15 protein-coding genes are annotated in these 23,321 nt (G+C 72.9%); 11 read left to right on the top strand and 4 right to left on the bottom strand.

The window, feature by feature from the left end:
• Positions 1–42 precede the first annotated feature (42 nt).
• From ACFVGW_RS29175 to ACFVGW_RS29155, 5 genes are all read left to right on the top strand, one after another.
• Positions 43–618: a hypothetical protein gene (locus tag ACFVGW_RS29175; protein ID WP_385854040.1), complete on the top strand. Its 576-nt coding sequence runs from the start codon at positions 43–45 to the stop codon at positions 616–618.
• Positions 615–2,660 carry a hypothetical protein gene (locus ACFVGW_RS29170; protein ID WP_385854039.1) on the top strand — a complete coding sequence of 682 codons (2,046 nt, stop codon included), beginning with the start codon at positions 615–617 and terminating at the stop codon, positions 2,658–2,660. Before ACFVGW_RS29175 ends, ACFVGW_RS29170 begins: the two co-directional genes overlap by 4 nt.
• Positions 2,657–4,417, top strand: coding sequence for a glycosyltransferase family 4 protein (locus tag ACFVGW_RS29165; protein WP_385854038.1), 1,761 nt, complete (start codon positions 2,657–2,659; stop codon positions 4,415–4,417). The genes ACFVGW_RS29170 and ACFVGW_RS29165 overlap by 4 nt, the downstream gene beginning before the upstream one ends.
• A gap of 109 nt (positions 4,418–4,526) precedes the next feature.
• A complete protein-coding gene (locus tag ACFVGW_RS29160; protein WP_385854037.1) occupies positions 4,527–5,627 on the top strand; it encodes a glycosyltransferase family 4 protein in 1,101 nt (366 codons plus the stop codon).
• A gap of 170 nt (positions 5,628–5,797) precedes the next feature.
• Positions 5,798–6,535 carry a glycosyltransferase family 2 protein gene (locus tag ACFVGW_RS29155; RefSeq protein WP_385854036.1) on the top strand — a complete coding sequence of 246 codons (738 nt, stop codon included), beginning with the start codon at positions 5,798–5,800 and terminating at the stop codon, positions 6,533–6,535.
• A 70-nt stretch (positions 6,536–6,605) separates the two neighbouring features.
• Here the strand turns inward: ACFVGW_RS29155 and ACFVGW_RS29150 are convergent, their stop codons facing one another.
• Positions 6,606–7,325 (bottom strand): TetR/AcrR family transcriptional regulator, encoded by a 720-nt coding sequence (locus ACFVGW_RS29150; RefSeq protein ID WP_385854035.1) that lies wholly within the window; start codon positions 7,323–7,325, stop codon positions 6,606–6,608.
• Between the two features lie 347 nt (positions 7,326–7,672).
• Between ACFVGW_RS29150 and ACFVGW_RS29145 the strand changes: the two genes are divergently transcribed.
• The 6 genes from ACFVGW_RS29145 to ACFVGW_RS29120 all read left to right on the top strand — a co-directional run bounded on the left by ACFVGW_RS29145 (position 7,673) and on the right by ACFVGW_RS29120 (position 16,803).
• The gene (locus ACFVGW_RS29145; protein ID WP_385854034.1) at positions 7,673–8,113 is read left to right on the top strand and encodes a hypothetical protein; all 441 of its coding nucleotides are present in this window, start codon (positions 7,673–7,675) and stop codon (positions 8,111–8,113) included.
• On the top strand, positions 8,110–8,844 hold the full coding sequence (locus tag ACFVGW_RS29140; RefSeq protein ID WP_385854033.1) for a polysaccharide deacetylase family protein: 735 nt from the start codon (positions 8,110–8,112) through the stop codon (positions 8,842–8,844). The genes ACFVGW_RS29145 and ACFVGW_RS29140 overlap by 4 nt, the downstream gene beginning before the upstream one ends.
• Positions 8,844–11,237: a DUF2206 domain-containing protein gene (locus ACFVGW_RS29135; protein WP_385854032.1), complete on the top strand. Its 2,394-nt coding sequence runs from the start codon at positions 8,844–8,846 to the stop codon at positions 11,235–11,237. The genes ACFVGW_RS29140 and ACFVGW_RS29135 overlap by 1 nt, the downstream gene beginning before the upstream one ends.
• Positions 11,234–12,577: a lipopolysaccharide biosynthesis protein gene (locus tag ACFVGW_RS29130; protein WP_385854031.1), complete on the top strand. Its 1,344-nt coding sequence runs from the start codon at positions 11,234–11,236 to the stop codon at positions 12,575–12,577. The genes ACFVGW_RS29135 and ACFVGW_RS29130 overlap by 4 nt, the downstream gene beginning before the upstream one ends.
• A 127-nt stretch (positions 12,578–12,704) precedes the next feature.
• The gene (locus tag ACFVGW_RS29125) at positions 12,705–14,999 is read left to right on the top strand and encodes a glycosyltransferase family 4 protein (RefSeq protein ID WP_385854030.1); all 2,295 of its coding nucleotides are present in this window, start codon (positions 12,705–12,707) and stop codon (positions 14,997–14,999) included.
• A gap of 31 nt (positions 15,000–15,030) precedes the next feature.
• On the top strand, positions 15,031–16,803 hold the full coding sequence (locus ACFVGW_RS29120) for a glycosyltransferase (protein WP_385854029.1): 1,773 nt from the start codon (positions 15,031–15,033) through the stop codon (positions 16,801–16,803).
• Here the strand turns inward: ACFVGW_RS29120 and ACFVGW_RS29115 are convergent.
• From ACFVGW_RS29115 to ACFVGW_RS29105, 3 genes are all read right to left on the bottom strand, one after another.
• Positions 16,790–17,875, bottom strand: a complete 1,086-nt coding sequence (locus ACFVGW_RS29115; RefSeq protein WP_385854028.1) for a cellulase family glycosylhydrolase — start codon at positions 17,873–17,875, stop codon at positions 16,790–16,792. The genes ACFVGW_RS29120 and ACFVGW_RS29115 overlap by 14 nt on opposite strands.
• 108 nt (positions 17,876–17,983) lie before the next feature.
• Positions 17,984–18,754, bottom strand: coding sequence for a class I SAM-dependent methyltransferase (locus ACFVGW_RS29110; protein ID WP_385854027.1), 771 nt, complete (start codon positions 18,752–18,754; stop codon positions 17,984–17,986).
• Entirely contained in the window at positions 18,751–23,298 is a 4,548-nt protein-coding gene (locus tag ACFVGW_RS29105) for an aminotransferase class I/II-fold pyridoxal phosphate-dependent enzyme (protein ID WP_385854026.1), read from the bottom strand. Before ACFVGW_RS29105 ends, ACFVGW_RS29110 begins: the two co-directional genes overlap by 4 nt.
• Between the last annotated feature and the right edge of the window lie 23 nt (positions 23,299–23,321).

Below are 23,321 nucleotides of genomic sequence, written 5' to 3'. Positions count from 1 at the left end.
GACAGACCCTCGGCAGGGTCCGGTTGCCGGAAGAAGTTCCTCGTGAGGTCATATCTGCTCGGCAGGACGCCGGCGGCACCCGCTCCGCATCCGCTGCGACGGGTGACCGACTGGCCCTCCGCCGAGTCCCGGCGCCGTAGCCCGTGCGTCCCGGCCCGCCGCCCCGCGCCCCATCCCGGACGACGGGCGACCGACCGGCTCCTGCCCGCGGTCCGCACCCGCCGTTGTGCCGTGCGCCGTCCGCGTACGGCAGCCCGGCGCCGGCGTTCCCGTGCCGTCCGCGCCCGCGCCGCGCACGCCCGACGCGGCGGCGGATCACCCGGCTCACCCTCGGAACCCGCCGGACACGGGGGCCCTGTCCGGCCCGAAGCATGCACGAACTCCGCCTTCGACGCGCTCTCCGACGCGCGCGAGCGCGCGGCGGGGCGCACCGAGGTGACGGGGCGGGACCTCGACGAAGACCGCTTCCGGCCGCTGCCGCGCCGCCACCGCTGTGACGAGGTGCGCGCGCCGGAGGCCCTGAGGAGGCTCGACGTGCGCGAGGCGACGGTCTTGCCCGCCGGCGGCCGGGACGTGCTCGTCGGCACGCCGAGCCCTCCGTGGGGGATCCGGCCATGAGGACCGCCGACACCGTCGCCCTGCGCGCGCCCGCCTTTCGGGACGACGTGGTGCTGCGTCCGCTCGTCGTCGCCCTGCTCATGTACGTGTCCGGCCTGACGGCCGGCTGGTTCGCCGGCGGCGTGCCGGGGATGGCGACCGGCGGGATGTGCGGGACGGTGGTCGCTCTGGGCGTCCTGCTCGTCCGCGAGGCGGGCCGACGTGGGCCCGCCGTTCACGCCGGCGCGCCACGGCGCGCCGCCGCGCGCAGGATCCTGACCCGCTCGTGGCGGCGCCTCCGCCGCCACGGCACCCCGGCCTCCGCCCCTCGTCCGCAGGGGCCCCTCCCGCCCGGTGCCGTGCCGGACGCGGCCGGGGCCCCCACGGCCGGACCGCACAGGTCGCGGCCGGACGAGGGCGTGTCGGACGGTTCCCTTCCGCAGGGGAGCGAACCGGACGGGATCCCACCGAGTGGCGCCGGACCCGACGAGACCGCATCACACGACTCCCAGCCGCCCGAGTCCCGGCCGCACGTGTCCGGACTGCCCGAGTCATGGCCGCCCCAGTCCAGGCCGCACGCGTCCGGGCAGCACGGGACGGAGCCGTACCGGCTCCCGCCGGACGGGTCCGGGCGGGACCGGAACTTGCCGGAGGTCGCCGGGCCCGACGAGGCCAGGCCACACGAGACGTGGCCGGACGAGGACGTGCCCGAGTGGTCCCTCCCTCCCGGTACCGCGGCGGAGTCGGCCGGGCCCCACGGGTCCCGGCTGGACGAGGGCGCGTCGGACAGGCCCCGTCCGCAGGGGAGCAAGCCGCACGGGACCCCACCGGGTGGCCCCGGGCGCGACGAGACCGCATCGCACGGGTCATGGCCGCCCCAGTCCCGGCCGCACGTGTCCGGGCAGCACGGGACGGAGCCGTACCGGCTCCCGCCGGACGGGTCCCGCCGGGACCGGACCTCGCCGGAGGTCGCCGGGCCCGACGAGGCCAGGCCACGCGAGACGTGGCCGGACAAGCACGTGCCCGACGGGTCCCTCCCGCACGGAAGGGCGCCGGACTCGGCCCGGGCCGCCACGGCCGGGCCGCTCGGGTCCCGGCCGGACGGCGAGCCCCTGCCGGGTGAGGCCCGGGCCGGTGGGGCGGGTGGTGGGCGGGAGTCCGGGCGTGCGCTTCGGCTGCTGGTCGACGCCGTCTGGCGGGGCGACGCCCCGGCGGCGTCCGACGAGGAGCTGCGTGCCGCGCTGGCCGTCGCCCGGGACAACCAGGTCGAGGGCCGACTGGCGCAGGTCTACCCCCGCCAACTGGCCTCGACGCTCCACGCGGTGGACGACGCCGGCCGGCTCTTCCGGCGCAACGTCGTCGAGTCGACGGACCGGCTGAGCGCGGCGGCCGTCCCCACGGTGCTCGTCAAGGCCGATCTGCCGGGCGATCTCACCCTCGGAAGCTTCGATCTGGTCGTCCCCACGGACCGCTGGAAAGCGGCCCAGAAGGCGCTCGGCGGCTGGTACGTCGAGCGGTCGACGCACTGGCTGGAGCGGTCCACCTCGGTGCTCCTGAAGCCGCCCGACGGCCCCTCGGCCCAGTTGCACACCGCCGTGGCCTGGCGCGGCGTCTCGGTCATGGCGACGGACCGCCTCTTCGCCCACGCCGTCCCCGACCACGACGGCCGCGCCTGGCTCGTCCCCTGCCCCGCCGACCGGCTGAGGATCTGGCTGGCCCTGGGCATCTTCCGCAACCAGACCCTCGATCTGTCCGAACTTCTCGCGCTGCGCGAGCTGCTGGCCCCCGAGGTCGTGGCCGAGGCGCGCGCCCAGACCGCTCGCGAGGGCTGGTCCGTCGGCGGAGACCGGGCCCTGGAGCTCGCGACCGAGGCGATGGCCACGCTCGACCGGGGCGAGTTCGTACAGCTGCCCCTGCCGCTGCCCGTCACGACGTCGCTGCGCACCGGCGTGGAACACGCCGGGCATCTGCTGACCCGCGGGCGGGCCTCCACGGCGGCCCGCGAGGTCGCCCTGCGGGTGCCGCTCGCCGTCACCGAGCGACTGCGGAGGCGCACCTCATGAACACGGCGCGGCCTCTCCTGATCGCGGTCTCCGGGCCCGACGGCACGGGCAGGTCCGCGCTGGTCCGGCGCATGGCCGGGCTGCTGCGGCAGCGCGGTGTGGCGGTGACGACGCTCCACGGCCGTTTCCCGGGCCGTGGGTTCGGCTCTCCTCCGCGGGTGAGGGATGAGGAGGAGACGGTACGGCGCCCTGACGATCCCCCGCGCCGGGGATCGTGGGCGCGCCGTGCCCGCGCCCTGCTCGACGCCGGCGACCTCTCCGTACGCACGCGTGCCGCGCGGCGCGCGCTGGCGACGCGGTCCCGAGGGCGTCCCGCCGTCGTGCTGACGGACGGCGGGCCGCTGGACGGGCTGGTCGCGTTCGGCCTCACACCGGAGCACCGCGCCTCGGACCGCTTCGCCCGGCTCGTCCGGCGCTACGACCTGACCCTGCTGGTGGAGACCGGTCCCGTCCCCTCGCGGTACCGCGCCTGGGCCTCGCGCCTGCCCCGGGTGGTACGGCTCGACGGCGAGCGCGCCCCGTCGCGGGTCGCGGCCGAGGCGGTGGAGCGGATGCTCGACACCGTACGGACCCGGCGCCTCCCGGAACCCGAGGAGGGCGGACGCGGGGCGCGGCGGAAGCGGATCGTCGTCTCGGTCTACGACGAGACGGGCGACCTCGACCACCGGGACGGTGGCGCCCTGGTGGTCGAGAAGGTCTCCCGGAGGCTGTCGGACGAGTTCGACGTGACGGTGGTGACGGCCGGACGGCGCGGTGTCTCCCTCCGTCGTGACGGCATCCGTTACGTCTATCTCCCGGTCCGCTGGGCCGGGCCGCGCGCCGGGCGGCTGCTCTTCCTGACGCTCCTCCCCTTCGTGGCCCGCAGGCTTCCCCACGACGCGTGGCTGGAGAACTTCACGCCACCGTTCTCGACAAGCTTCCTGCCGCTGTTCTCCCGGACGCCGGTCGTCGGGATCGACCAGGGCCGCGGCGCCGAGGCGCTCTGGCGCCGCTACCACGTCCCGTTCTTCCTGGTGGAGCGGCTCGGGCTGCGCTGCTACCGGCACATCGTGGTGCTGAACGAGGCCGACGCCTCCGCCGTCCGACGGCTCAGCCCCCGGGCGGACGTCCAGGTCATCGCCAACGGCGTCGAGCAGCGGCAGATCGACGAGGCCGCGATCGGAGCGGGCCAGCACATCCTCTTCCTGGGACGGATCGACACCTGGGTCAAGGGGCTCGACCTGCTTCTGGAGGCGTACCGGCTGAGCCGTCCTCCGCTGCCGCTGGTGCTGGCCGGCAGCGGTACGCAGGGGGAGGAACGCAAGCTGGCGGCGCTGCTCGCCGCGCACCCGGGCAGCGTCCGCTGGGTGGGGTTCGCCGGGGAGGAGCTCAAGCGGGACCTCCTGCGGAACAGCGCCTTCCTGGTCATGCCGTCGCGCCACGAGAGCTTCGGCCTGGTGGCGCTCGAAGCCATGTCGTACGGGAAGCCGGTCGTCCACTTCGATCTGCCCGCGCTGCGGTGGATGCGCGACGGAGGCGACGTGGCCGTCCCGCCGTTCGACGTCGTGGCGCTGGGCGACCGGATGCGGATGCTGGCCTCCGACGAGCGGGCGCGGCGCGCCCTCGGGCGGCAGGCCGGACAGGCGGCGCAGCACTACACCTGGGACGAGATGACGGGCCGGTACCTGGCCCTGACGCGCCGTCTGGTGGACGACTCCGTCCGCGTGCGGCGGCCGAGGCGGGACAGGAGGGCCGGGGCATGGCCGACGAGCCGCTGACCACGCCGATCGCACCGGACCACCTCCCGGTCGTGCTGTCACCGCGTCCCGAGGCGGGCGTGCCGCCGAACCGTACGCTGCCGCCCCGGGCCGATCCCGGGCGTGGATCATGACCGTCGGCCCGCGGCCACCGCGTGTCCTGCTCCTGACCGGCAGCCCGCTGGACGGCGCGGACGGAGCCGACGTGGCGCTGGCGAGGGACGTGCTCGGGGCCCTGCCCGACATGGACTTCCTCTGGTTCCGCCAGTGGCCCGCGCGACGTGGCCGGCCGCCCCCGCCGGCCGGCCGGGCGATCCGTCTGTGGACCCCGGGCAGTTCCCCGCACGGGCGCCCGGTCGTTCTGCAGGCCACGCTCGCCGGGGCCGTCGCCGCACGTCGCGCCGACCTGGTCCACGCGTTCGTGACCGTCGGACAGGCCTTCCCCGCCTTCTCCTGGCTGCGCCCCGTGATGCTGGGAGCGCGCCCGGTCGTCCACACCGTGCCCGGTGTGGACGAGGCGCGGCTGCTCGCGAGGACCCGGCCACTGGGGACGACGGTCGCGCTGTCGGAGTCGATGGCCCGGCGGCTGCGTGCCGCGCACTTCGGTGACGTCCGGGTGATCCCGCCCATGGTCCGGCTGAGCGAGTGGCCCTTCCTGCCGCGCCCCGGGGGTGTGCCGACGGTCCTCTACGCCGGCCGTCTCGATCCGCGGGGCGGTGTCGTGACCGCCGTCGAGGCGGCGGCGGAGGCGGCGCGGTCCGGGGCGGAGTTCCGGCTGGTCCTGGCCGTCCACGGGCGGCCGGGGCAGCACACGGCCGCGCTGCGGGAGGAGTTGCGGGAGCGGGCCGGGTCCGGGGGCCTGACCGACGTGGAGGTACGGGGCCATGTCGACGACATGCGTGCCCTGTTGGCCTCGACGCACGTGCTGCTCTTCCCGCCTCCCGTGGTCGGCGGCACGCCGGACATCCCGCTCACGGTCCTGCAGGCGCTGGCCACCGGGCGGCCGGCGGTGCTGAGCGACCTGCCGCAGTTCGCCGACTTCGGGGACGCGGTGCTGCGGGCTCCCGCCGGAGACGCCCGCAGGACCGGGCAGCAGCTCGCCTGGCTGCTGGAACAGCCCCGGGTCTGGGACATGCTCGCGGAACGCGGCCGGGCGGCCGTGGAGGAGTCCTTCGGGCCCGAGCGGTTCGCGGACCGGTACGGCGCCCTGTACCGGGAGTTGCTGGCCTGAGGCCGTCGGCGCCGCTCCGGTCGCTCTTGACGCAGGGCGCCAATCGTCGCAAAGTGTATGTATACGTCGTAAATGGGCGTTGTTGGTCTACAGCGGATACTTCCGGCTGTTCTTCGTGGGGCTGGAGTCCGCACACGGAGTGACCTGCGATGAGCAGTCTTTCGGTTGTCATGCCCGCATACAACGAGGCGTCCAATCTCCCCAAGGTGATAGCCGCCGTTCCGGTGGCAGAGCTGGCAGACGCGGGCTGGGAGACGGAACTGGTCGTGGTGGACAACGCGTCCACCGACGGCACGGGTGAGGTCGCCCGTTCGCTCGGGGCGCGTGTCGTGCCCCAGCCGGAACGGGGTTACGGCAACGCCTACCACGCCGGATTCGCGGCGGCTCGGGGCGACGTGATCGCCACCGGCGACGCCGACTGCACGTACCCGTTCGACGCGCTTCCGGGGCTGCTCAAGGTCCTGGACGCCCTGGACGTGGAGTTCCTGACGACGGATCGGCTCGTCCCCGCCAACCGCGACGCGATGCAGCCGACGCACTCCATGGGCAACCATGTGCTGAGCCTGGTGAGCCGCATGCTGTTCCACAACGGACTGCACGACTCGCAGTCGGGCATGTGGGTCTTCCGCCGCTACGTCTGGCAGTCCCTCGACGTCCGGTCGACGGGCATGGCGTTCTCACAGGAGATCAAGAACGCGGCGACGCTCTCGGGGTGCCGTTGCCTGGAGGTCCCGATCACGTACCGCGTACGCGGGGGTGAGGTGAAGCTGCACGCCCTGCACGACGGCACGGCGAACCTCTGCCAGCTCTTCGCGCACCGGTTCCGCCGCAGGAGCGCCTCCGCCGAACTCCCCGCGGGAGAACCGGCCCAGGCCCCCGAGCCCCTCACCGGTCGCAGTACGGCGTGAGCCCCGGGACCCCTCGGGACAGCGCCCCTCCACGACCCCTCGCCCCTACGGCCCCCACGGCTCCTCGCCCCTACGGTTCCTCTCTCGTGAACCGGTCGAGCAGCGCGTCCAGGCCGGCGATGAGGCCCGCGTAGCCGCCCCGCTCGGCGAGCACCGGAGTGATCTCGCGCAGGGTGGGCAGCTCCTGCGCCGGCATGCGGTGCAGGCCCAGCCGGAACGAGGGGTCGGGCTCCGCGGGGTTGTCCACCATCGCACCCAGCTCCACCGAGACGTAGCCGAGGATCCACGCCGTGACGGCACGGAAGGCGGCCGCGGCCTGGACCGGCCCGAGCCCCGCCCTCCTGAGCAGAGCGAGCATGCGTTCGTGGCTCCTGAGGACCGCGAGCGGCCGCTGCGCCAGGGGGACCGCCAGCATGCGGGTGGCGAGCAGGGGCACGACATGGGGGTGCCCGAGGCACGTCTGGTACGTCTGCAGCGCCATCCTGTGCAGTCCGGCTCTCCAGTCGGCATCCGGGGCGGCTGCCTGGGCCTGGTCGGGGTGCTGTTCCAACTCCAGGTAGAGGGCCTCGACCAGCCCGTCCAGGAGCGCGTCCTTGCCGTTGGCGTACCGGTACAGGGCCATGGCCTCCACGCCGAGTTCGGCGCCGAGGCGGCGCATGCTCAGCGCGGACAGACCCTCCCGGTCGACGAGTTCGAGGGCCGCCGCCAGCACGACCTCCCGGCTGAGCCTGCCGCGGTGCCCGTGGTCACCCGCCCGACGCGCGGGGCGGGCTGCCGAGTCCTGTGCCATGAGCGTTCCTCCTCACCACCCGACCTTATGGGTGCGTCGCCGTCTTGACTCTGCCCGAGCAAGAGCACAGTATGGACGTATACGGCGTAAATAGACGAAATCATCTTATGATGGAAATCTTCCGTATGCGGGGTGCTACCCCGATCGGGAGGTCATGTGCGCCTTGCGTGCTCGGGGCTGAGTGTTCGCGCGTGTGCGCTGAAAACGTCCCAGGGCCCACAACGGGTGTTCCCACGGAGTGACCTGCGATGAGCAGTCCGTCGGTTGCCAAGCACGCATGGAACGAGGCGTCGGAAGCCTGCCGGCGCTCGATGCGCCGGCTCCGCCCCCGTCCGCGCAGGAGGCCCTTGCCGCCTCGCCTGCGCACGGTCGTCCTGGTCCTGCTGGCGGTCGTGGTGGCCGCCGTCGTCGCCGTCGCGACTCCCGCGATCCGCAAGGAACTGACGCAGTCCTTCTCACCGGTGCCCGCCCGGTACACCGAGCTGTACTTCACCAGCGCCCCCGTCGTCACGGGGGGCTCGGTGCTCGTCCCGGTCTCCGTGGAGGACCGCGGGCCCGGCGAACGGACACACCGGCTGCGGGTCTCGGTCGAGGCGGCCGACGGCCGCACCACGGCGTCGACCACCACGGCCCTCACACCGGGCTCCGACGCTCCCGCGTCGGCCGTCTCCCGACTGCCGCTGCGCGAGGGTTCCGTCATCGTCCGCGTCGCGCTCCTGGACAGCAGCCAGAGTCTGCACTTCCGGCTGCCCGCCCAAGGCGCCCCGGCACCCGGGAGTACCCCATGACCGACGAAGGACGCGCGCGCCCCCGTGTCGTGGTGACGACGAGCTGGGACGACGGGCACCGGCTCGACGACCGCCTCGCCACCCTGCTCGACCGGTACGGCATCGCCGGCACGTTCTACATCGCGCCCCACAACGCCGAGATCGCGGCCCGCGACCGGCTCTCCCCGGCGGGCGTCCGTGAGCTGGCCGAGCGGTTCGAGATCGGCGGGCACACGCTGACGCACCAGCGCCTTCCGCGGCTGACGGACAGCGCCGCCGCCGACGAGATACGCGCGGGCAAGGAAGAGCTCGAGGGCACGGTGGGCGCGGCGGTCACGAGCTTCTGCTATCCACGCGGGGAGTACACCGCGGCCCACGTCGACTCCGCCCGGGCGGTGGGCTTCGAGCGCGCGCGCACCGTGCGCCGCAACTCGCTCGCCGCCGGTCCGCCGCTGGAACTGCCCACCACCGTCCACGCCTACGCCCACCGCGTCGACGGGCCGGTCGCCCTGCGCCTGGCGCGGCTGCGGCCGCGAAGGGCCGCCAAGCTGTTCCTCCAGTGGGACGAGCTCGCCGTCGGGTGGTTCGACCTCTGCCTGGAGCGCGGTGGCGTGTTCCACCTCTGGGGCCACAGCTGGGAGGTCGACGCGCACCGCGACTGGCACCGTCTGGAGCGCGTGCTCAGCCACATATCGGGACGCACGGGGGTCGGTTACCTCCCCAACCGCGATCTTCCGGAACGGGTGCGGTGATGACCGCCCACCCGCCCGGAGGAGGCGCCGCGACCACTGCCCCGCCGGTGGAGCGTGCGGCGGACCGCGTCGGACGGCGCCTCGTCGCCCGCCGGGGCATCCTCGCCGCGACCGTTCTGGCCACTCTGGTCGAGCTCCTGCCCGGCGGGCTCACCCCCTTGCCGACCCTGGCCGGGATCTGGCTCCTCCTCGTCGCACCGACCGCGGTCTGGTACGGGCCCGCCTCCCGGATCGTGTCGACGCGGGACGGACGCGTCCTGCTGGCCGCCGGACTGAGCGTCCTCTCCTCCGTCGTCGTGGCCCTCGTGGTCAACTCGGCTCTTCCGCTCGTCGGGGTCGACGGGCCGCTCACCCGCGCGGCGCTCGCCGTCGCCTCGGCCCTGGCCGTCACGGTCACCGCCGCCGTGGTGGACCCTCCGGCCAAGGACCCGGCCGCTCCCCCCTGGTGGCTGCGGTACCGTGCGCGCGGCCTGCCGGCCGGCCTCGTCGCCGTGACGGCCCTGGGAACGCTCGCGCTCGTGCTCTCCGTCGCGGGGCCGGTACGGCTCAACAACCAGTTGGGCTCGGGAGCCAGTATCGCCGCGCTGGTCGTCATCGGGACCCTCCTGGGGCTCCTGATGCTCAGGCACCGCCGCTACTCCTCGCCCGTCGTGGGCGTCGGCCTGTTCTTCGCCGCCGCCGGACTGCTGTTCCTCAGCTCGCTGCGCGGCTGGTACATCACCGGCCACGACATCCAGCGCGAGTACGAGGTCTTCGGGCTGACGTCGGACCAGAGCCGCTGGGACATGTCCACGTTCGCCGACCCCTACAACGCCTGCCTGAGCATCACCCTGCTGCCGACGTCCTGGGTCCGGCTGACCGACATTCCCGGGCCGTACGTCTTCAAGGCGGTCCTGCCTCTCCTCTTCGCACTCGCACCCGTGCTCGTCCACCGCTCGGTGCGCAACGTGGCGCCCCCGTTCGTGGCGGTGCTCTCGGCCGTCCTGTTCATGATCTTCCCGACCTTCTTCACGGACATGATGTTCCTGACCCGTCAGGAGATCGCGTTCCTCTTCCTCGGATGCGCGATGCTCGTGCTGACGGACAGAGGCCGGGCGCTGCGCCGACGCCGGATCACCTTCGTGGTGCTGGCCGTCGGCGTCGTCCTGGCGCACTACTCGACGGCATACCTGTTCCTCGCGGCGCTCGCGCTGGCGCTCGGGGCGGACTTCTGCTGGCGGATGCTCTCGCGCACCCGGCGTGCGCGGCCCGCGGCCGCCGGGGAGCCGGCCTTCGTGACCTGGTGGATCGTCGTGTCCGCCGTGGCCGCAGCGCTCCTGTGGACGGGCCCGCTGACCCATACGGCCGGCCAGCTCAGGTCCACCGTCGTCACCACCGTGCAGGAGGTCACGGGCGGCGGCAGGGAGCCTTCGGCCTGGTCGTCCGACGTGGCGTACAGCCTGTTCGGCGGGGAGCGGAGCAGTCCGGCGGAGCGGCTGCGCGACTTCCAGACCGTCACTCTGAGCGGCACGGCCGCCGAGCGGGCGGCCGGGGTGTACGTGCCGTGGTCGGTGGCCCCCGACGGTGCGGCCGTCGAGCCCGCACCGGAGCCGCGCCTCCCCCTCACCTCGCTCGGGCAGGCGGCGGAGGACCGGGGCGTCGACGTGTCGGCGGTCGGCGACTTCCTGCGGCAGGCCGTCGCGCGGCTGTGGCAGGTGTTCCTGCTGCTCGGCATCGTCACCTCCCTCTGGGGGCGGCGCAAGGAGTTCCGGCCGACCCGTGACCAGGTGACCCTGGCCGCCGGCATGGTCGCGGTCGTCGGGATGCTCACCGTGCTGCCGCAGCTCTCCGTCGAGTACGGCGTACTGCGCGCGTTCCAGCAGGGGCTCTTCGTCTTCGCGCCCTTCATCGCGGCCGGGGTGGTGTGGGTGTGCCGTTGGGTGGGACGGCGGTGGACGGAAGCGCTGGCCTGCTCCGTGGTCCTGCTGCTCTTCTTCGACCTGACGGGAGCGCTGCCCCGGCTCTTCGGCGGGAATCCGCCGCAACTGCACCTCGACAACGCAGGCACGTACTACGACATCTACTACCCGCACGACCAGGAGCGCGCGGCCCTGGCCTGGCTGACCGCCCGTACTCCGCCCGGCGAACTCGGGGACGTCCAGTCGGAGAACCTGAGCGACCGCTACAACCTGAGCCACGACGGGACCTCGGTCCCCACCACGGCGAGGAACGACATCTACCCGTTCCTCATCCGTGAGGACGCGACCGTGCTGCTGGGCACGACGACGATGCGCAGCGGCGAAGCGACCATCTTCCACCGCGGTGACCTGGTGACCTACAAGTACCCCACCAGCCTTCTGGAGGAGACGAAGAACAAGATCTACAGCAGCGACGGGGCGGAGATCTACCGATGAAGGCGCGGGCACGGCCGTACTCGGGCCCCCCTGCCGGCTCCGCCGGCGGAGGCGGGAGCACACGGCGTCAGGACCAGCTGACCCGCAGCTCGTTCTTCCTGATGGCCTCGTCGCTGGCGATGGCCGTACTCGGCTTCGTCTTCTGGATCATCGTCGCCCGTCTCTACCCGCCCGAGCAGGTGGGTCTCGCCACGACCCTGATCTCGGCGACCGAACTGATCGCCTTCTTCAGCCTCTTCGGGCTCAACAGCACGCTCATCCGCTTCCTCGCCCCCGCGGGTACCCGCAACGCGCAGATCACCAAGTCGGTACTCCTCGTGGCGGGCGCCGCGTGCATCCTGGCGTCGGCCTACCTCTTCGGCCTGCGCTGGTACGGCCGCGACCTGCTGTTCGTACGGTCCGACCTGCTGCTCGCGGCCGCCTTCGTGGCGTTCTGCGTCTTCGCCGCCCTCAACCAGCTGACCGACGCCGTCTTCATCGGTGCCCGCAAACCGCAGTTCAACCTGATCGTCGACGGAGGCGTCCAGGGACTGACGAAAATCGTTCTCCCCCTGCTCCTCGTGGGTGTCGGATCGTACGGAATCGTCACCGCGTCCGGTGGCGCCTGCGCCGCGGCGGTGCTCGCCTCCTTCTTCTTCCTGTGGCGCAGGGTCGGCTTCCGCGTCGACCTCAAGCTCCGCCGTGCCCCCCTGCTCCCCCAGGCCGGCTTCTCGGCCGCGAGCTACGCGTTCAGCTCGCTGACCCTGGTGCCGATCCTGGTGACGCCGCTGATCGCGCTGCACTGGCTGGGTGCCGCCGCAGCGGGCTACTACTTCGTCGCCTTCCAGATCGCGAACCTGCTGAACACCCTGTCCGACAACGTCGGAGAGGCCCTGCTCGCCGAAGTCTCCTACGACGAGTCGCGGTTCGCCGACATGCTCAGGCGCTCGGCCCTCATCCTCGCCTCGGTACAGATCCCCGCCTCGGTCGTCCTCGTCGTCGCCGCAAGCCTGGTCCTGCGGTTGTTCGGCGGCTCGTACGTGGACCACGCCCGGGGCCCGCTGATCGTTCTGACGGTCGGCGCCCTCGCCGTCGCCCTGCGGACGTGGGTCAGCTTCGGGCTCAAACTGGCCGGCCGCCTCGGGCACCTGGTCGCGAGCGGCGTCGTCCTCACCGCGGTGACCGTCGGCCTCGCGATCGCGTGGGCGCCGAAGGGCCTGGTGTGGATCGGCTTCGCCTGGCTGGTGGGCAACCTCGCCTCCGGCGTCTACGGCTGCGTCGCGCTCTTCGCCCGACGACGAACCGTCCGTCGCCCGGCGGCCACGCCGGAACCCACTCCGCCCGGGGGAGACAGCCGATGACCGCCACCGCGACCGTCGCGCCGCCCTTCGCCGGGCGGCCGAGAACCCCGGCCCTCGTGCCAACCCCAAGACTCACCACGTCACCCGCCTCTCACGTGATGAGACACGCGCCGAAGGAGGAACCGTCATGACACCGCGCGCCGTCCTGCTCGCCTCCCCGTACTTCCCGCCCGCCCTCGGAGGACTGGAGCAGTACGTCTGGAATCTCGCGCGATCGCTGAGGTCCCGGCACGGCATGCGGGTCGTCGTCGCCACGACCGCGCCCCGCGGCACACCCGGCGGACGGTACGACCACCCCGACGGCTTCCCGGTCTACCGTCTGCCCGCTCCCCTGCGGATCTCCCACACACCGCTGGGCCTGCACTGGAGCGGCCGCCTGCGCACCGTGATCGAGCACGAGGGAGTCGAACTCGTCAACGCGCACGCGCCGGTGCCCCTCTTCGCCGACGCCGCCGCGCAGGCGTGCGGCGACCTGCCGTTCGTGCTGACCTACCACACGGGCCGGATGCGCAAGGGCCATCTCCTGCCCGACCTGGTCTGCGCGGCCTACGAGCGGACGGTGCTGGCCCGGACAGCCGGACGCGCCGAGGAGATCGTGTGCTCGTCCGACTACGTCCCGGGTGACCTGCCCCGGCTCTTCGCGGGCCGGTGCACGACCATCTCGCCGGGCGTGACCCTGGAGAGCTTCCCGGCGAGCCCGGTGCCGGACGCGCCACGCATCGTCTTCGTCGGTTCGCTGGACCGGGCCGCCGCCTACAAGGGGCTTCCCGACCTGCTGCGAGCGGTGAGGCAGCTCGTCGGCGAGTTCCCCGATCTGCACCTCGACGTGGTCGGAGACGGCTCGGGGGCCGCCGACCACAAGGTACTCGCACACCGTCTCGGCATCTCCCGGCACGTGGCGTTCCGGGGGCGGGTCGAAGGCGCGGACCTGGCGGCGGCCTACCGCGACGCCCGCGTCCTGGCGCTGCCCACGCACTTCGACAGCTTCCCGTGCGTGCTCGTCGAGGCGATGGCCGGCGGACGCCCGGTGGTGACGACCCCTGTGGGCGGCATCCCCTCGCTCGTCGAGGACGGGAGCAACGGGCTCCTGGTGCCCCCCGGGGACCCGCGGCGCCTCGCGGACGCGCTGGCGAAGGTGCTCGGCGACCACGCCCTGGCCCAGCGCCTCGGCAGCGCCGGCCGGGAGCACGTGGCCCGCGAGCTGACCTGGGACCGGCAGAGCGACCGTACCGTCGAGGTCTTCGACCGCGCCGCCGATCCCGGTCGCCGGGCGCGCACGGTCGCCGTCGTCGCGCCCAACTTCCCCCCGCGGCGCGGCGGTGTCGAGCACTACGCGCACCGCGTCGCGCAGGCGGTCGCCGCGGATCCGGGGATGCGTGCCGCGGTCATCACCGCGAGTACGACGGGATGGCGTACCTCCGTGGGCGTCGAGGACGGTGTGCCGGTCGTCCGTCTGGGCACCTGGGTGCGTCATCTCAACACCCCGGTCAACCCGTTGTGGCCGTTCCAGTTGCGCCGCTGGCTGCGGCGCCTCCGCGTCGACGTCGTCCACGCCCACGCGCCCGCTCCCGGCCTGGGCGACCTGGCGATCGCCTGCTCCGGGAGCAGGCCGGCCGTGATGACCTACCACGCGGGGTCGATGCTCCAGGGCCACAAGGACGTCGATCTGCTGGTCCGCGCCTACGAGCGGTACGCCCTGCCCCGGGTGTTCGCCCGCGCCGACGCGCTCGTCGCCAGTTCCCCGGTCTCGCTGGCCTTCGGCCGTCCGGGGGCCTTGGAGATCAACCCGGGGGTGGACGTGGAGCGGTTCACTCCGGGGCCGAAGGCGTCCACCCGGCCGCGGACGATCGTGTTCGTGGGACGGCTCGACCGGGCCTCCCCCTGGAAGGGCGTCGACGTGCTGCTGCGCGCCTTCGCGATTCTGGGTGACGAACTGCCCGAAGCCAGGCTGCGCCTGGTGGGAGGCGGGGACGCGGCAGCCGGCCACGCGGCACTCGCCGAGCAGCTCGGCATCACCGACCGCGTCGAGTTCACCGGAAGCGTTCCCGGAGACGTGCTGCTCGACGCGATGCGGAACGCCGCCGTGCTGGTCCTGCCCTCGCTCACCGCCGCGGAGTCCTTCGGCATGGTGCTCGTCGAGGCCATGGCCTGCGCCACCCCCGTCGTCGGATCCGACGCCGGTGGCATCCCTTACGTCATCACCGACGAGGACAGCGGCCTCGTCGTGCCGAGCGGCGACGCACAAGCCCTGGCGAAGGCCTGCGCACGTGTGCTGAGCGACGGCGACCTCGCCGACCGGCTCGGCGCCAACGGCAGGCGGCGCGCCGTCGAGCACTACGCCTGGCCCGCCCTCACCGACCGCTACCTCGACCTGTTCCGTTCACTGCCCCCGACACCCGCCGGCAGCGGCCTCCGGCACTGACCCGGGCAGATCCAGTGTCAGGAGCCTTCTCATGAACTCCCGTTCGGTTCTGATCGTGGCACCGCACCTCCCGCCCGACGACACCGGTCCGATGGCGCAGCACGTGTGGCGGCTCGCGCGTCTCCTGCACTCCCGCCACGATCACCGGGTGGTGGTCGTGGCCCCCTCTGTACGGGGAACGAAGGGGCGACGCCGCGAAGGCCGCGAAGGCATGACGGTGTACCGACTGGCTGCTCCCGGCACCCCGTTGGCGCTGCGCTGGGGGAACGACCTGCGCCGCATCGTCGAGAGGGAGCGGGTGGACCTCGTCGACGTCCACGTCCCCGCGCCCCTGCTCGCCGCCGCCGCGGCGCGGGCCTGCGGCGACCTTCCGTTCGTGCTGACCTGCCATACCGGCCGGCCCGCGCGGAGGCCACGTGTGCCGGTCTCCCGGCCGGTCCCGGCCCCGGTCTCCCGGCCGGTCCCGGCCCCGGTCGCCTCCCAAGCCCGCGAGATCGTGTGCGTGTCGGACTCGACGGCCGACCTGCCCGGGGTCCTCGCGGCCCGGGCCACCGCGATCGGCCGGCGGACCCCCGACGGCGCGCCGGGCGAACCGCGCTGGGACGAGCTGGTGGACCGTACCGTCGCGGTCTTCGACCGCGCCGCCGACCCCGGCCGACGGGCGCGCACGGTCGCCGTCGTCGCGCCCTACTACGCGCCTCACATCGGCGGCGTCGAGCTGTACGCGCACCATGTCGCGCACGCGGTCGCCGCGGATCCCGGGATGCGCGCCGCGGTCATCACGGCGAGCACGACCGGTCGGCGCACCTCGGTGTCCGTCGAGGACGGCGTGCCGGTCGTCCGCCTGGGCACCTGGACGAGCCGGTACGTCAACACACCGGTGAACCCGCTGTGGCCCCTCCAGTTGCGCCGCTGGCTGCGCCGGCTCCGCGTCGACGTCGTCCACGCCCATGCCCCGGTGCCCGGCCTCGGCGAACTCGCGGTCGCGGTGTCGGGAAAGCGACCGGCCGTCATGACCTACCACGCCGGAACCATGGTCAAGGGCGACAGGCTCCGCGACCGGCTCCTGGGCTGGTACGAGCGGTACGCCCTGCCCCGGGTGTTCGCCCGCACCCGCGCACTGGTCGCGGTGTCACCGGCCTCGCTGGCCTCCGGCCGTCCCGGGGCTCTGGAGATCACGCCGGGCGTGGACGTGGAACGGTTCACTCCCGGACCGAAGGCGTCCACCCGGCCGCGCACGCTCGTGTACGTGGGAAGGCTCGACCGGACGTCCCCCTGGAAGGGCGTCGACGTCCTGCTGCGCGCCTTCGCGACCCTGGCGGACGAACTGCCCGAAGCCAGGCTGCGCCTGGTGGGAGGCGGGGACGCGGCAGCCGACCACGCGGCACTCGCCGAGGACCTCGGCATCACCGACCGCGTCGAGTTCACCGGACCGCTCACCGGCGCCTCTCTCGTCGCCGAGATGCGGAACGCCGCCGTGCTGGTCCTGCCCTCGCTCACCGCCGCCGAGTCCTTCGGCATGGTCCTGGTCGAGGCCATGGCCTGCGCCACCCCCGTCGTCGGATCCGACGCCGGTGGCATCCCCTACGTCATCACCGACGAGCACACCGGCCTCGTCGTCCCCCGCGGCGATCCTCAAGCTCTGGCCAAGGCCTGCGCACGCGTACTGAACGACGGCGACCTCGCCGACCGGCTCGGCGCCAACGGCAGGCGGCGCGCCGTCGAGCACTACGCCTGGCCCGCCCTCACCGACCGCTACCTCGACCTGTTCCGGTCACTGGCACCCGCGCCTAGCCGCGGTTGAGGTCGGCGACCGCGTGGCGCAGCGCGTCGAGGGCGGGTTTCGCGCTCCCGTCGGCCCGGCGGAGACCGTAGAAGTTCTCGCTGTCCCGCCGGTCCGTGCCGAGATCGCGCTCCGCGTACCAGATCAGTGCGGCGACGAGCGGGGTCGAGGCCGCTGTGCGCACGGCGTCCGCGGCGATCTGCGCCTGACGGGCCTCCGGCACGTGCGTCGTATCCGCCCCGACGGTGCCCGGCCGGCCGTCCGACGCGGTTCCGGGACCGTTCGTCGGTGCGCCGAACTCGGTGATCCACACAGGCATCTTCGGTGTGCCGTTCGCGACGAGCACGCTCCTCAGGCTGTCCCGGGTGCCGTCGATCCGCTCCCACGGGGTACCCCACTCGGTCACGGCGCTCGCCAGGAACGGGTAGGTGTACGGGTGGTAGCCGATGGCGTCCACCAGGTGGTTTCCGCCACGCGCCGACACCCCCTGCAGGAACGCGGTCTGGGAGATGTTCCCGTCCTCGGTGGTGGTCGCCGCCAGCCCGCCGAGAATGACGTACGCCTCCGGATCGCTCGCCCGCAGGGCCCCGCTCGTCTCCCTCAGCAGGGCCGTGTACGCGCCTTCGTCAGGTGCGGGCGCCCACGACTGGGTGAGATTCGGCTCGTTCCAGACTTCCCAGGTGTGGACCCCTCGTGGCGCGTAACGCGTGGCGGCGGCGCCGGCGAACGCGGCGAAAGCCGCCGGGTCGGCGGGGCGGCACTGCTTGCCGGCGCAGCCGGCGGGGCGTGCCCACTCCGGTGTGAATCCGATGACCGGCAGGAGGGTCAGGCCGCGCTCCGCGACGGCGGTGACGACTCTGTCGAAGGCCTCCCAGCGGTACGTGTCCGGCCCGTCCGGTTGTACGTTCGACCAGAGCAGATCCGCCCTCACCCACTGCGCGCCGACGTCCACGGCGTCGTCGAGGGCGGCCTCGAGGTCCTTGTCGGACATCCAGACCAGACGGTCGCCGTAGGCGATTCCCACGCGCAGGTCGGCCGGGGCCCGAGAGGCGCATCCGGTGCTCAGGAGCGCGACGGCCGTGAACGCGGTCACCGCCATCATCGTGACCGACCGACGACGTCGGTGGTTTCCTCCCATCGAACCATCCTAACGTGGGGACCCGTCGCGAAGCCGCAGGTGGCGGGCGGTTTCCCGGGTCGGTCAGGGCCGCGGTGGCCGGTCCGTCCGGCGGGCCGTGAGGAGGAGAAGGCCCGTGTCTCCGTACTCGGGCAGGGTGCGGTCCTTCGCCAGCCGGCTGATGCGCAGCTCGTCGGTCAGCGGCGCGAAGACGGAGCGGATCGCGCCCGCGTCCACCGGGCAGGCCGGCCACTCCGGGCCGTCGCCGATGCGGTAGCTGGGCATGCGTTCCATGAAGGCGGCCACGAGATGCCCTCCGGGCCGTACCGAGCGGACGAAGTCGGCGCACAGCGCGGCGACCTCGGCGAAGTCCTCGGTGACGCTCTCGGCGACGAAGTTCATCGAGGCGAGGTCGTACGTCCCCGGGGAGACGTCGTCGGCGTCGCCGGGAACGATCCGTACCCGGGCCAGGGCCTCGGCGGGCGTCTCGGGCAGGCCGGGGTCGAGTTCGCGGCAGAGCGTGTAGAAGGCCTGCCAGCTCGCGTCGGGCCCGTTGACCAGCTGTTCGCGGAGATATCCGATGCCGGCCCGGCTGGGTTCGAGGGCGTCGATGCGCCGGCTGGCGGCGGCGGCCAGCATCAGGGGATACAGGTTGGGCCCGGCGCCGAACTCCAGGGAGCGGGCGATGCTGCCCGGCGCGAACTGCCGGTAGAAGGCGGCGTGGTGGTGGATGACGCCGATGTCGCACGGGTGCAGTTGCCGGTAGTTCTCCGCCAGGTAGTCGGAGACGGGCCACGCGTCCCAGTCCGCGTCGCGGTTGTGCCGGAGCGCCCGCGCCCGCGCCGACGAGCTCATCGGGAGTCCGCGGGCCGGCCGGCGGCGACGCCGGGGTGCGGACCTCCGTGCACCCGCTGCAGGGCGAAGCGCAGCGAGAGGTCGGTCAGCGCCGCGTTGAGCTGGCCGATCTCCTCGTCGGTGTTGGCGGCCGTGACCTGGATGCGGAAGCCCACCCGGTTGCGCGGGACGAGGGGGTAGCTGGCCAGTGTGACGTAGATGCCGCGCCCCCACAGGAACGACGCGACCGCTTCGAGGTCCTGTGCGTCGGCGAGCGGTATCTCGATGATCGGCAGTCCGTCGGTGTTGGGGGTGGCGATGTCCAGGGCGCGTACGTGGTCGAGGACCCGCGCGGTCTTGCGGTACAGATCGGCCCGGATGGCGTCCCCGCGCTCGGCGTTGACGTCGAGTCCGGCGAGTGCGGTGGCGAGCGAGGCCGTCGGGGAGGGCCCGGAGTAGAGATAGGGCGCGGCCGCGACCTTGAGGTGGTCCTTCAGCCACTTGGGTACGGCGAGGAAGGCGAGCAGCGACGAGTAGGCCTTGGAGAAGCCGCCGACCAGGACGACACCTTCGTAGGACTCACCGAGGTGGCGGATGATGCTGTTCCCCCGCGAGCCCCAGGGCGAGGACTCGCCGCTGCCCCGTTCGCCGATCACTCCGAACCCGTGGGCGTCGTCCACGTAGAGCAGGGCGCCGTTCTCACGGCAGATCCGGGCGATCTCGCGGAGGTCCGGGAAGTTGCCGGTCATGCTGTTGACGCCGTCCATGCAGACCAGGCGGCTCTCCCCGCCGGGGACGGAACGCAGTTGCACGTCCAGTTCCCACGGGCTGTCCGCCTGGAAGCGCTGCACGGTCGCGCCCTGGCCGCGGGCCACCACACATCCGTCGTACACCGTGCGGTGCGCCGTCGCCTCGACGAAGACGTGTCCGTCGCCGGCGAGCAACGGGATCACCGACTGGTGGATGAGGGTGATCGTCGGCAGCAGCAGGGTGTCCGGCGCGCCGAGCAGCTCGGTCAGCCGCTCCTCGATCCGGGGGTACAGCCGGGGGCTGCCGATCAGGCGGGACCAGCTGGGGTGCGTGCCCCAGCTGCTGACCTGCGGGCCGATCGACGCCATGATCTCCGGTTCGAGGTCGAAGCCGAGGTAGTTGCAGGAGGCGAAGTCGACGAGCCACTCGTTCTCGACGCGCAGCTTGCGGCCGTCGATCTCGTCGATGACGGCGTCGCACATCGGGCTGGTCCGCTTCAGCCGCTCCAGGTCGCGCCACCGGCGATCGCGCTGCGCCGGACCGCGCCGTGCACTTCCGGTCGGCCGGTTCCCCGCCGCCGGCGCCGCGGCGGCCCGTTCCCGCGCTGCCTCGGCCTCGGCCTGCTGCGCGGTCATCGGCCGGACGGACGCAGGGGGCCGCCCGGCGCCGGCACTGCCGGCGGGTGCGGACGTGGGGCCGGGCGAGGAGCGGCGCAGGAAGGACTCGGCCTGGTGGGCGGTCATGGGCCGGGCGAAGAGGTAGCCCTGGCCGTACTGGCAGCCCATGTCGGCGAGGAGTTCGCGCTGCCCCTCGTGCTCGATGCCCTCCGCCACCACTTCCAGGCCGAGAACGTCGGCGATCCGGACGATCCCCTCGACCAGGGCCAGCTGCTGCCGGTCGGTGGTGATGTCGTCGATGAACGACTTGTCGACCTTGAGCACGTCGATGGGGAACTCCCGCAGATAGCTGAGCGAGGAGAACCCGGTGCCGAAGTCGTCGATCGCGATGGAGACCCCGAGTTCACGCAGCTGCCGCATGGTGGTGCGGATCTGCTCGTCCCTGCGCATCAGCACGGTCTCGGTGAGCTCCAGGACCAGGGTGCCGGGTGCGAGCCCGGAGGAGTTGAGAGTACGGCGGACGTCGTCGAGGAGGCCCGGGTCGCGGAACTGCCGGGGCGAGACGTTGACGTTGACGTACAGCGGCGGCCGGCGTTCCGGTCGGGCCCGCTGCCAGCGGGCGACGTCGAGCGCGGCGTGTTCGAGCACCCAGGCGCCGAGCGGCATGATGTGCCCGCTCTCCTCGGCCAGGGTGATGAACTGGTCGGGCGGGACCATCCCGCGCCGCGCGTGCGGCCAGCGGATCAGTGCCTCGAAGCCGGCGACGCCCCCGCCGGCGACGTCGACGATCGGCTGGTAGCGCAGGGCGAAGGCGTGGTCGGCGATGGCCGTGTCCATGCCCTCCTGCAGTTCGTGGCGGGCGACGAGACGGGCGTGCAGCTCGGGCTTGAACCGCCGCCAGCGCTTCTTGCCCGCGGCCTTGGCGGCGTACAGCGCGAGGTCGGCGTGGCCGAGGAGCTCCTCGGCGTGGGCGCTGTCCAGGACGGTGGCGATGCCGACGCTCGTCGACACGGAAACGGCTCCGTCGGTGAGGTGGAAGGGCTGGCTCAGGGTGTGCACGATCTGGGCGGCGAGGGCTTCGGCGTCACCGGGTTCCTTGGCGCCCTCGATCAGGACGGCGAACTCGTCCCCGCCCAGCCGCGCGGCGGTGTCGCTGAGCCGCAGGACGGAGGTCAGCCGACGGGCGACGGCGACGAGCAGTTCGTCGCCGACCGAGTGCCCCATGGTGTCGTTGACGACCTTGAAGTCGTCGAGGTCGACGAAGAGCATGCAGGTCAGGGTGGAGTCGCGACGGCCGCGCAGCAGGGCCCGCTCGATCCGTTCGAGCAGGAGGACCCGGTTGGGCAGTCCGGTGAGCGAGTCGTGGAAGGCGCGGTGGGTGAGCTCGCGCTCCAGCTTCCGCTGCTCCGTCACGTCCCGCAGGGTGAGGACGAGACCGTGGACGGTCTGTTCGCTGCGGAGGTTGCTGCACCGGACCTCGACGTGCAGGTCCGTGGACTCGCCACGGCGCAGCTTCCAGTCGTCCCGGGCGTCCACGTCGTCGCGCGAACGGACGCCCGCGAGGATCCGCAGCGCGCTGGCGGCGTCACCGGGAGCCAGGAGGTCGGTCAGCGGCGTCCCGGGCATCAGCGCGTGTCCGAACATCGTCTCGGCCGACGGGCTGGCGTACCGCACGGTGTCGTCGTCGTCGACGATCAGGATGACGTCCGACGTGTTGTGGACGAGGGTACGGAAGTACGCCTCGCTGGTGCGGCGGTTGACCTCCTCGCTGAGCCCGAAGCGCTCCAGGGCCAGAGCGGCCTGGGAGGCGAGGGACTGCGCGGGGCCGGAGATGTCGCGGAGCTTCTTCTCCGGGGCCGCGAGCAGCAGCGCGCCGAGCATCGTCTCTCCGGCGGCGGGCGCCTGCAGGGCCAGCGGGCAGAGCAGGGCGTGTGACAGCGGCCCGAGGGCGTGCGCGACGGTGGGATCGAGTTCGTCGGTGCCGACGAGCCGGCTGCCCTGGGCGAGCAGGTCGGGCCAGGGCGGGCTCTGGGGGCCGGAGAGTTCCGTACCGCGGAAGTTCCAGGGCAGGTGCCCGGTCGGGACGGCGTAGAGGAAGCGCCGGCGGTCGCGGGCGAGGAGCATCGTCTTGTGCGGCGTGCCGGGCCCGACGAGGGTCGCGGCGGCCACCTCGACGGCGCTGGCGACCTCGCGGGGGCTCAGCGCGGCCACCAGGGAGGCGGCGGCGACCCGCAGACTGCGCTCGCGGGCCTCGGCGCTGCGGTGCTCGGCCATCATGTACCACAGGCGGGTGAGCACCAGCAGGAACATGATCGCGGAGAAGACGGCGATGACGGCGATGTCCTGTTCCCGGTGGTCACGCACCGACTGGTAGAGCAGCAGGACGGGGGCGACGAGCGAGGCCGCGGCGAGCAGAGCCAGACGCCGTTCGGCGATGACCGGCGGCGGTTGGGGCACCCGCTCGGTCAGCCCGGTCATGGAGGGGTGCAGGGCCGCGAGGCCCCAGGCGGTGAAGAAGACGACCCAGCCGAGGTCCCAGCCGGTCCCGACCGCCCAGGTCCCCTTCAGCTGGAGCGTTCCGTAGATGACGTCGGACGCCAGGATTCCGCAGGTCCCCACGGTGAGCAGCTGCACCGCCCGTGATCTCAGCCCGCCGGGCACCAGAAGGCGGGCGAGCATCGCCAGCATCAGGACGTCGCCGAGCGGATAGGCGATCGAGATGGCCTTCTCGATCCACGTCATGTCGGGCGACTTGCTGAGCGGGGTGATCAGGTACACCCAGGACAGCAGGGCCAGCCCCGAGGTGAGGATGAGGGCGTCGAGCGCGACGGCGAGGTCGCGTCCGGCCGCCCGGTAGCGGATGAAGCCGAAGAGGCCGAGGGCGAACAGCGGGTACGTGGCCAGGTACAGGGCGTCCGCGACCGACGGGAATGGATTGGTCTGGTCGAACAGGGCTTCCAGAAGGTTGTACGCGGTGTCGCCGGCGACGAACGTGAAGTTGGCGCCCGCGAGTACGAGCCACGGCCACCGTTTGGCGGGCTTGTGGATGTGGACACCGGTGAGGATCGCGGCGACGCCGCCGAGGCCGATCAGCGCCCAGAGGAGCGTGTGCCGCGACGGCACCGTGAGGTAGAAGCCCGTGAGTACGCCGACGACACACACATAGACGACGACCCACTGCCGCAGTGTCCCGGCCATGAATGACCGGTACTCCTGTCGCA

The organism is Streptomyces sp. NPDC127129, from assembly GCF_042671585.1.
In the GTDB taxonomy this organism is placed as follows: domain Bacteria; phylum Actinomycetota; class Actinomycetes; order Streptomycetales; family Streptomycetaceae; genus Streptomyces.
The sequence above is the reverse complement of the archived record's forward strand: the minus strand, read 5'-3'. Positions and strand labels throughout refer to the sequence as shown.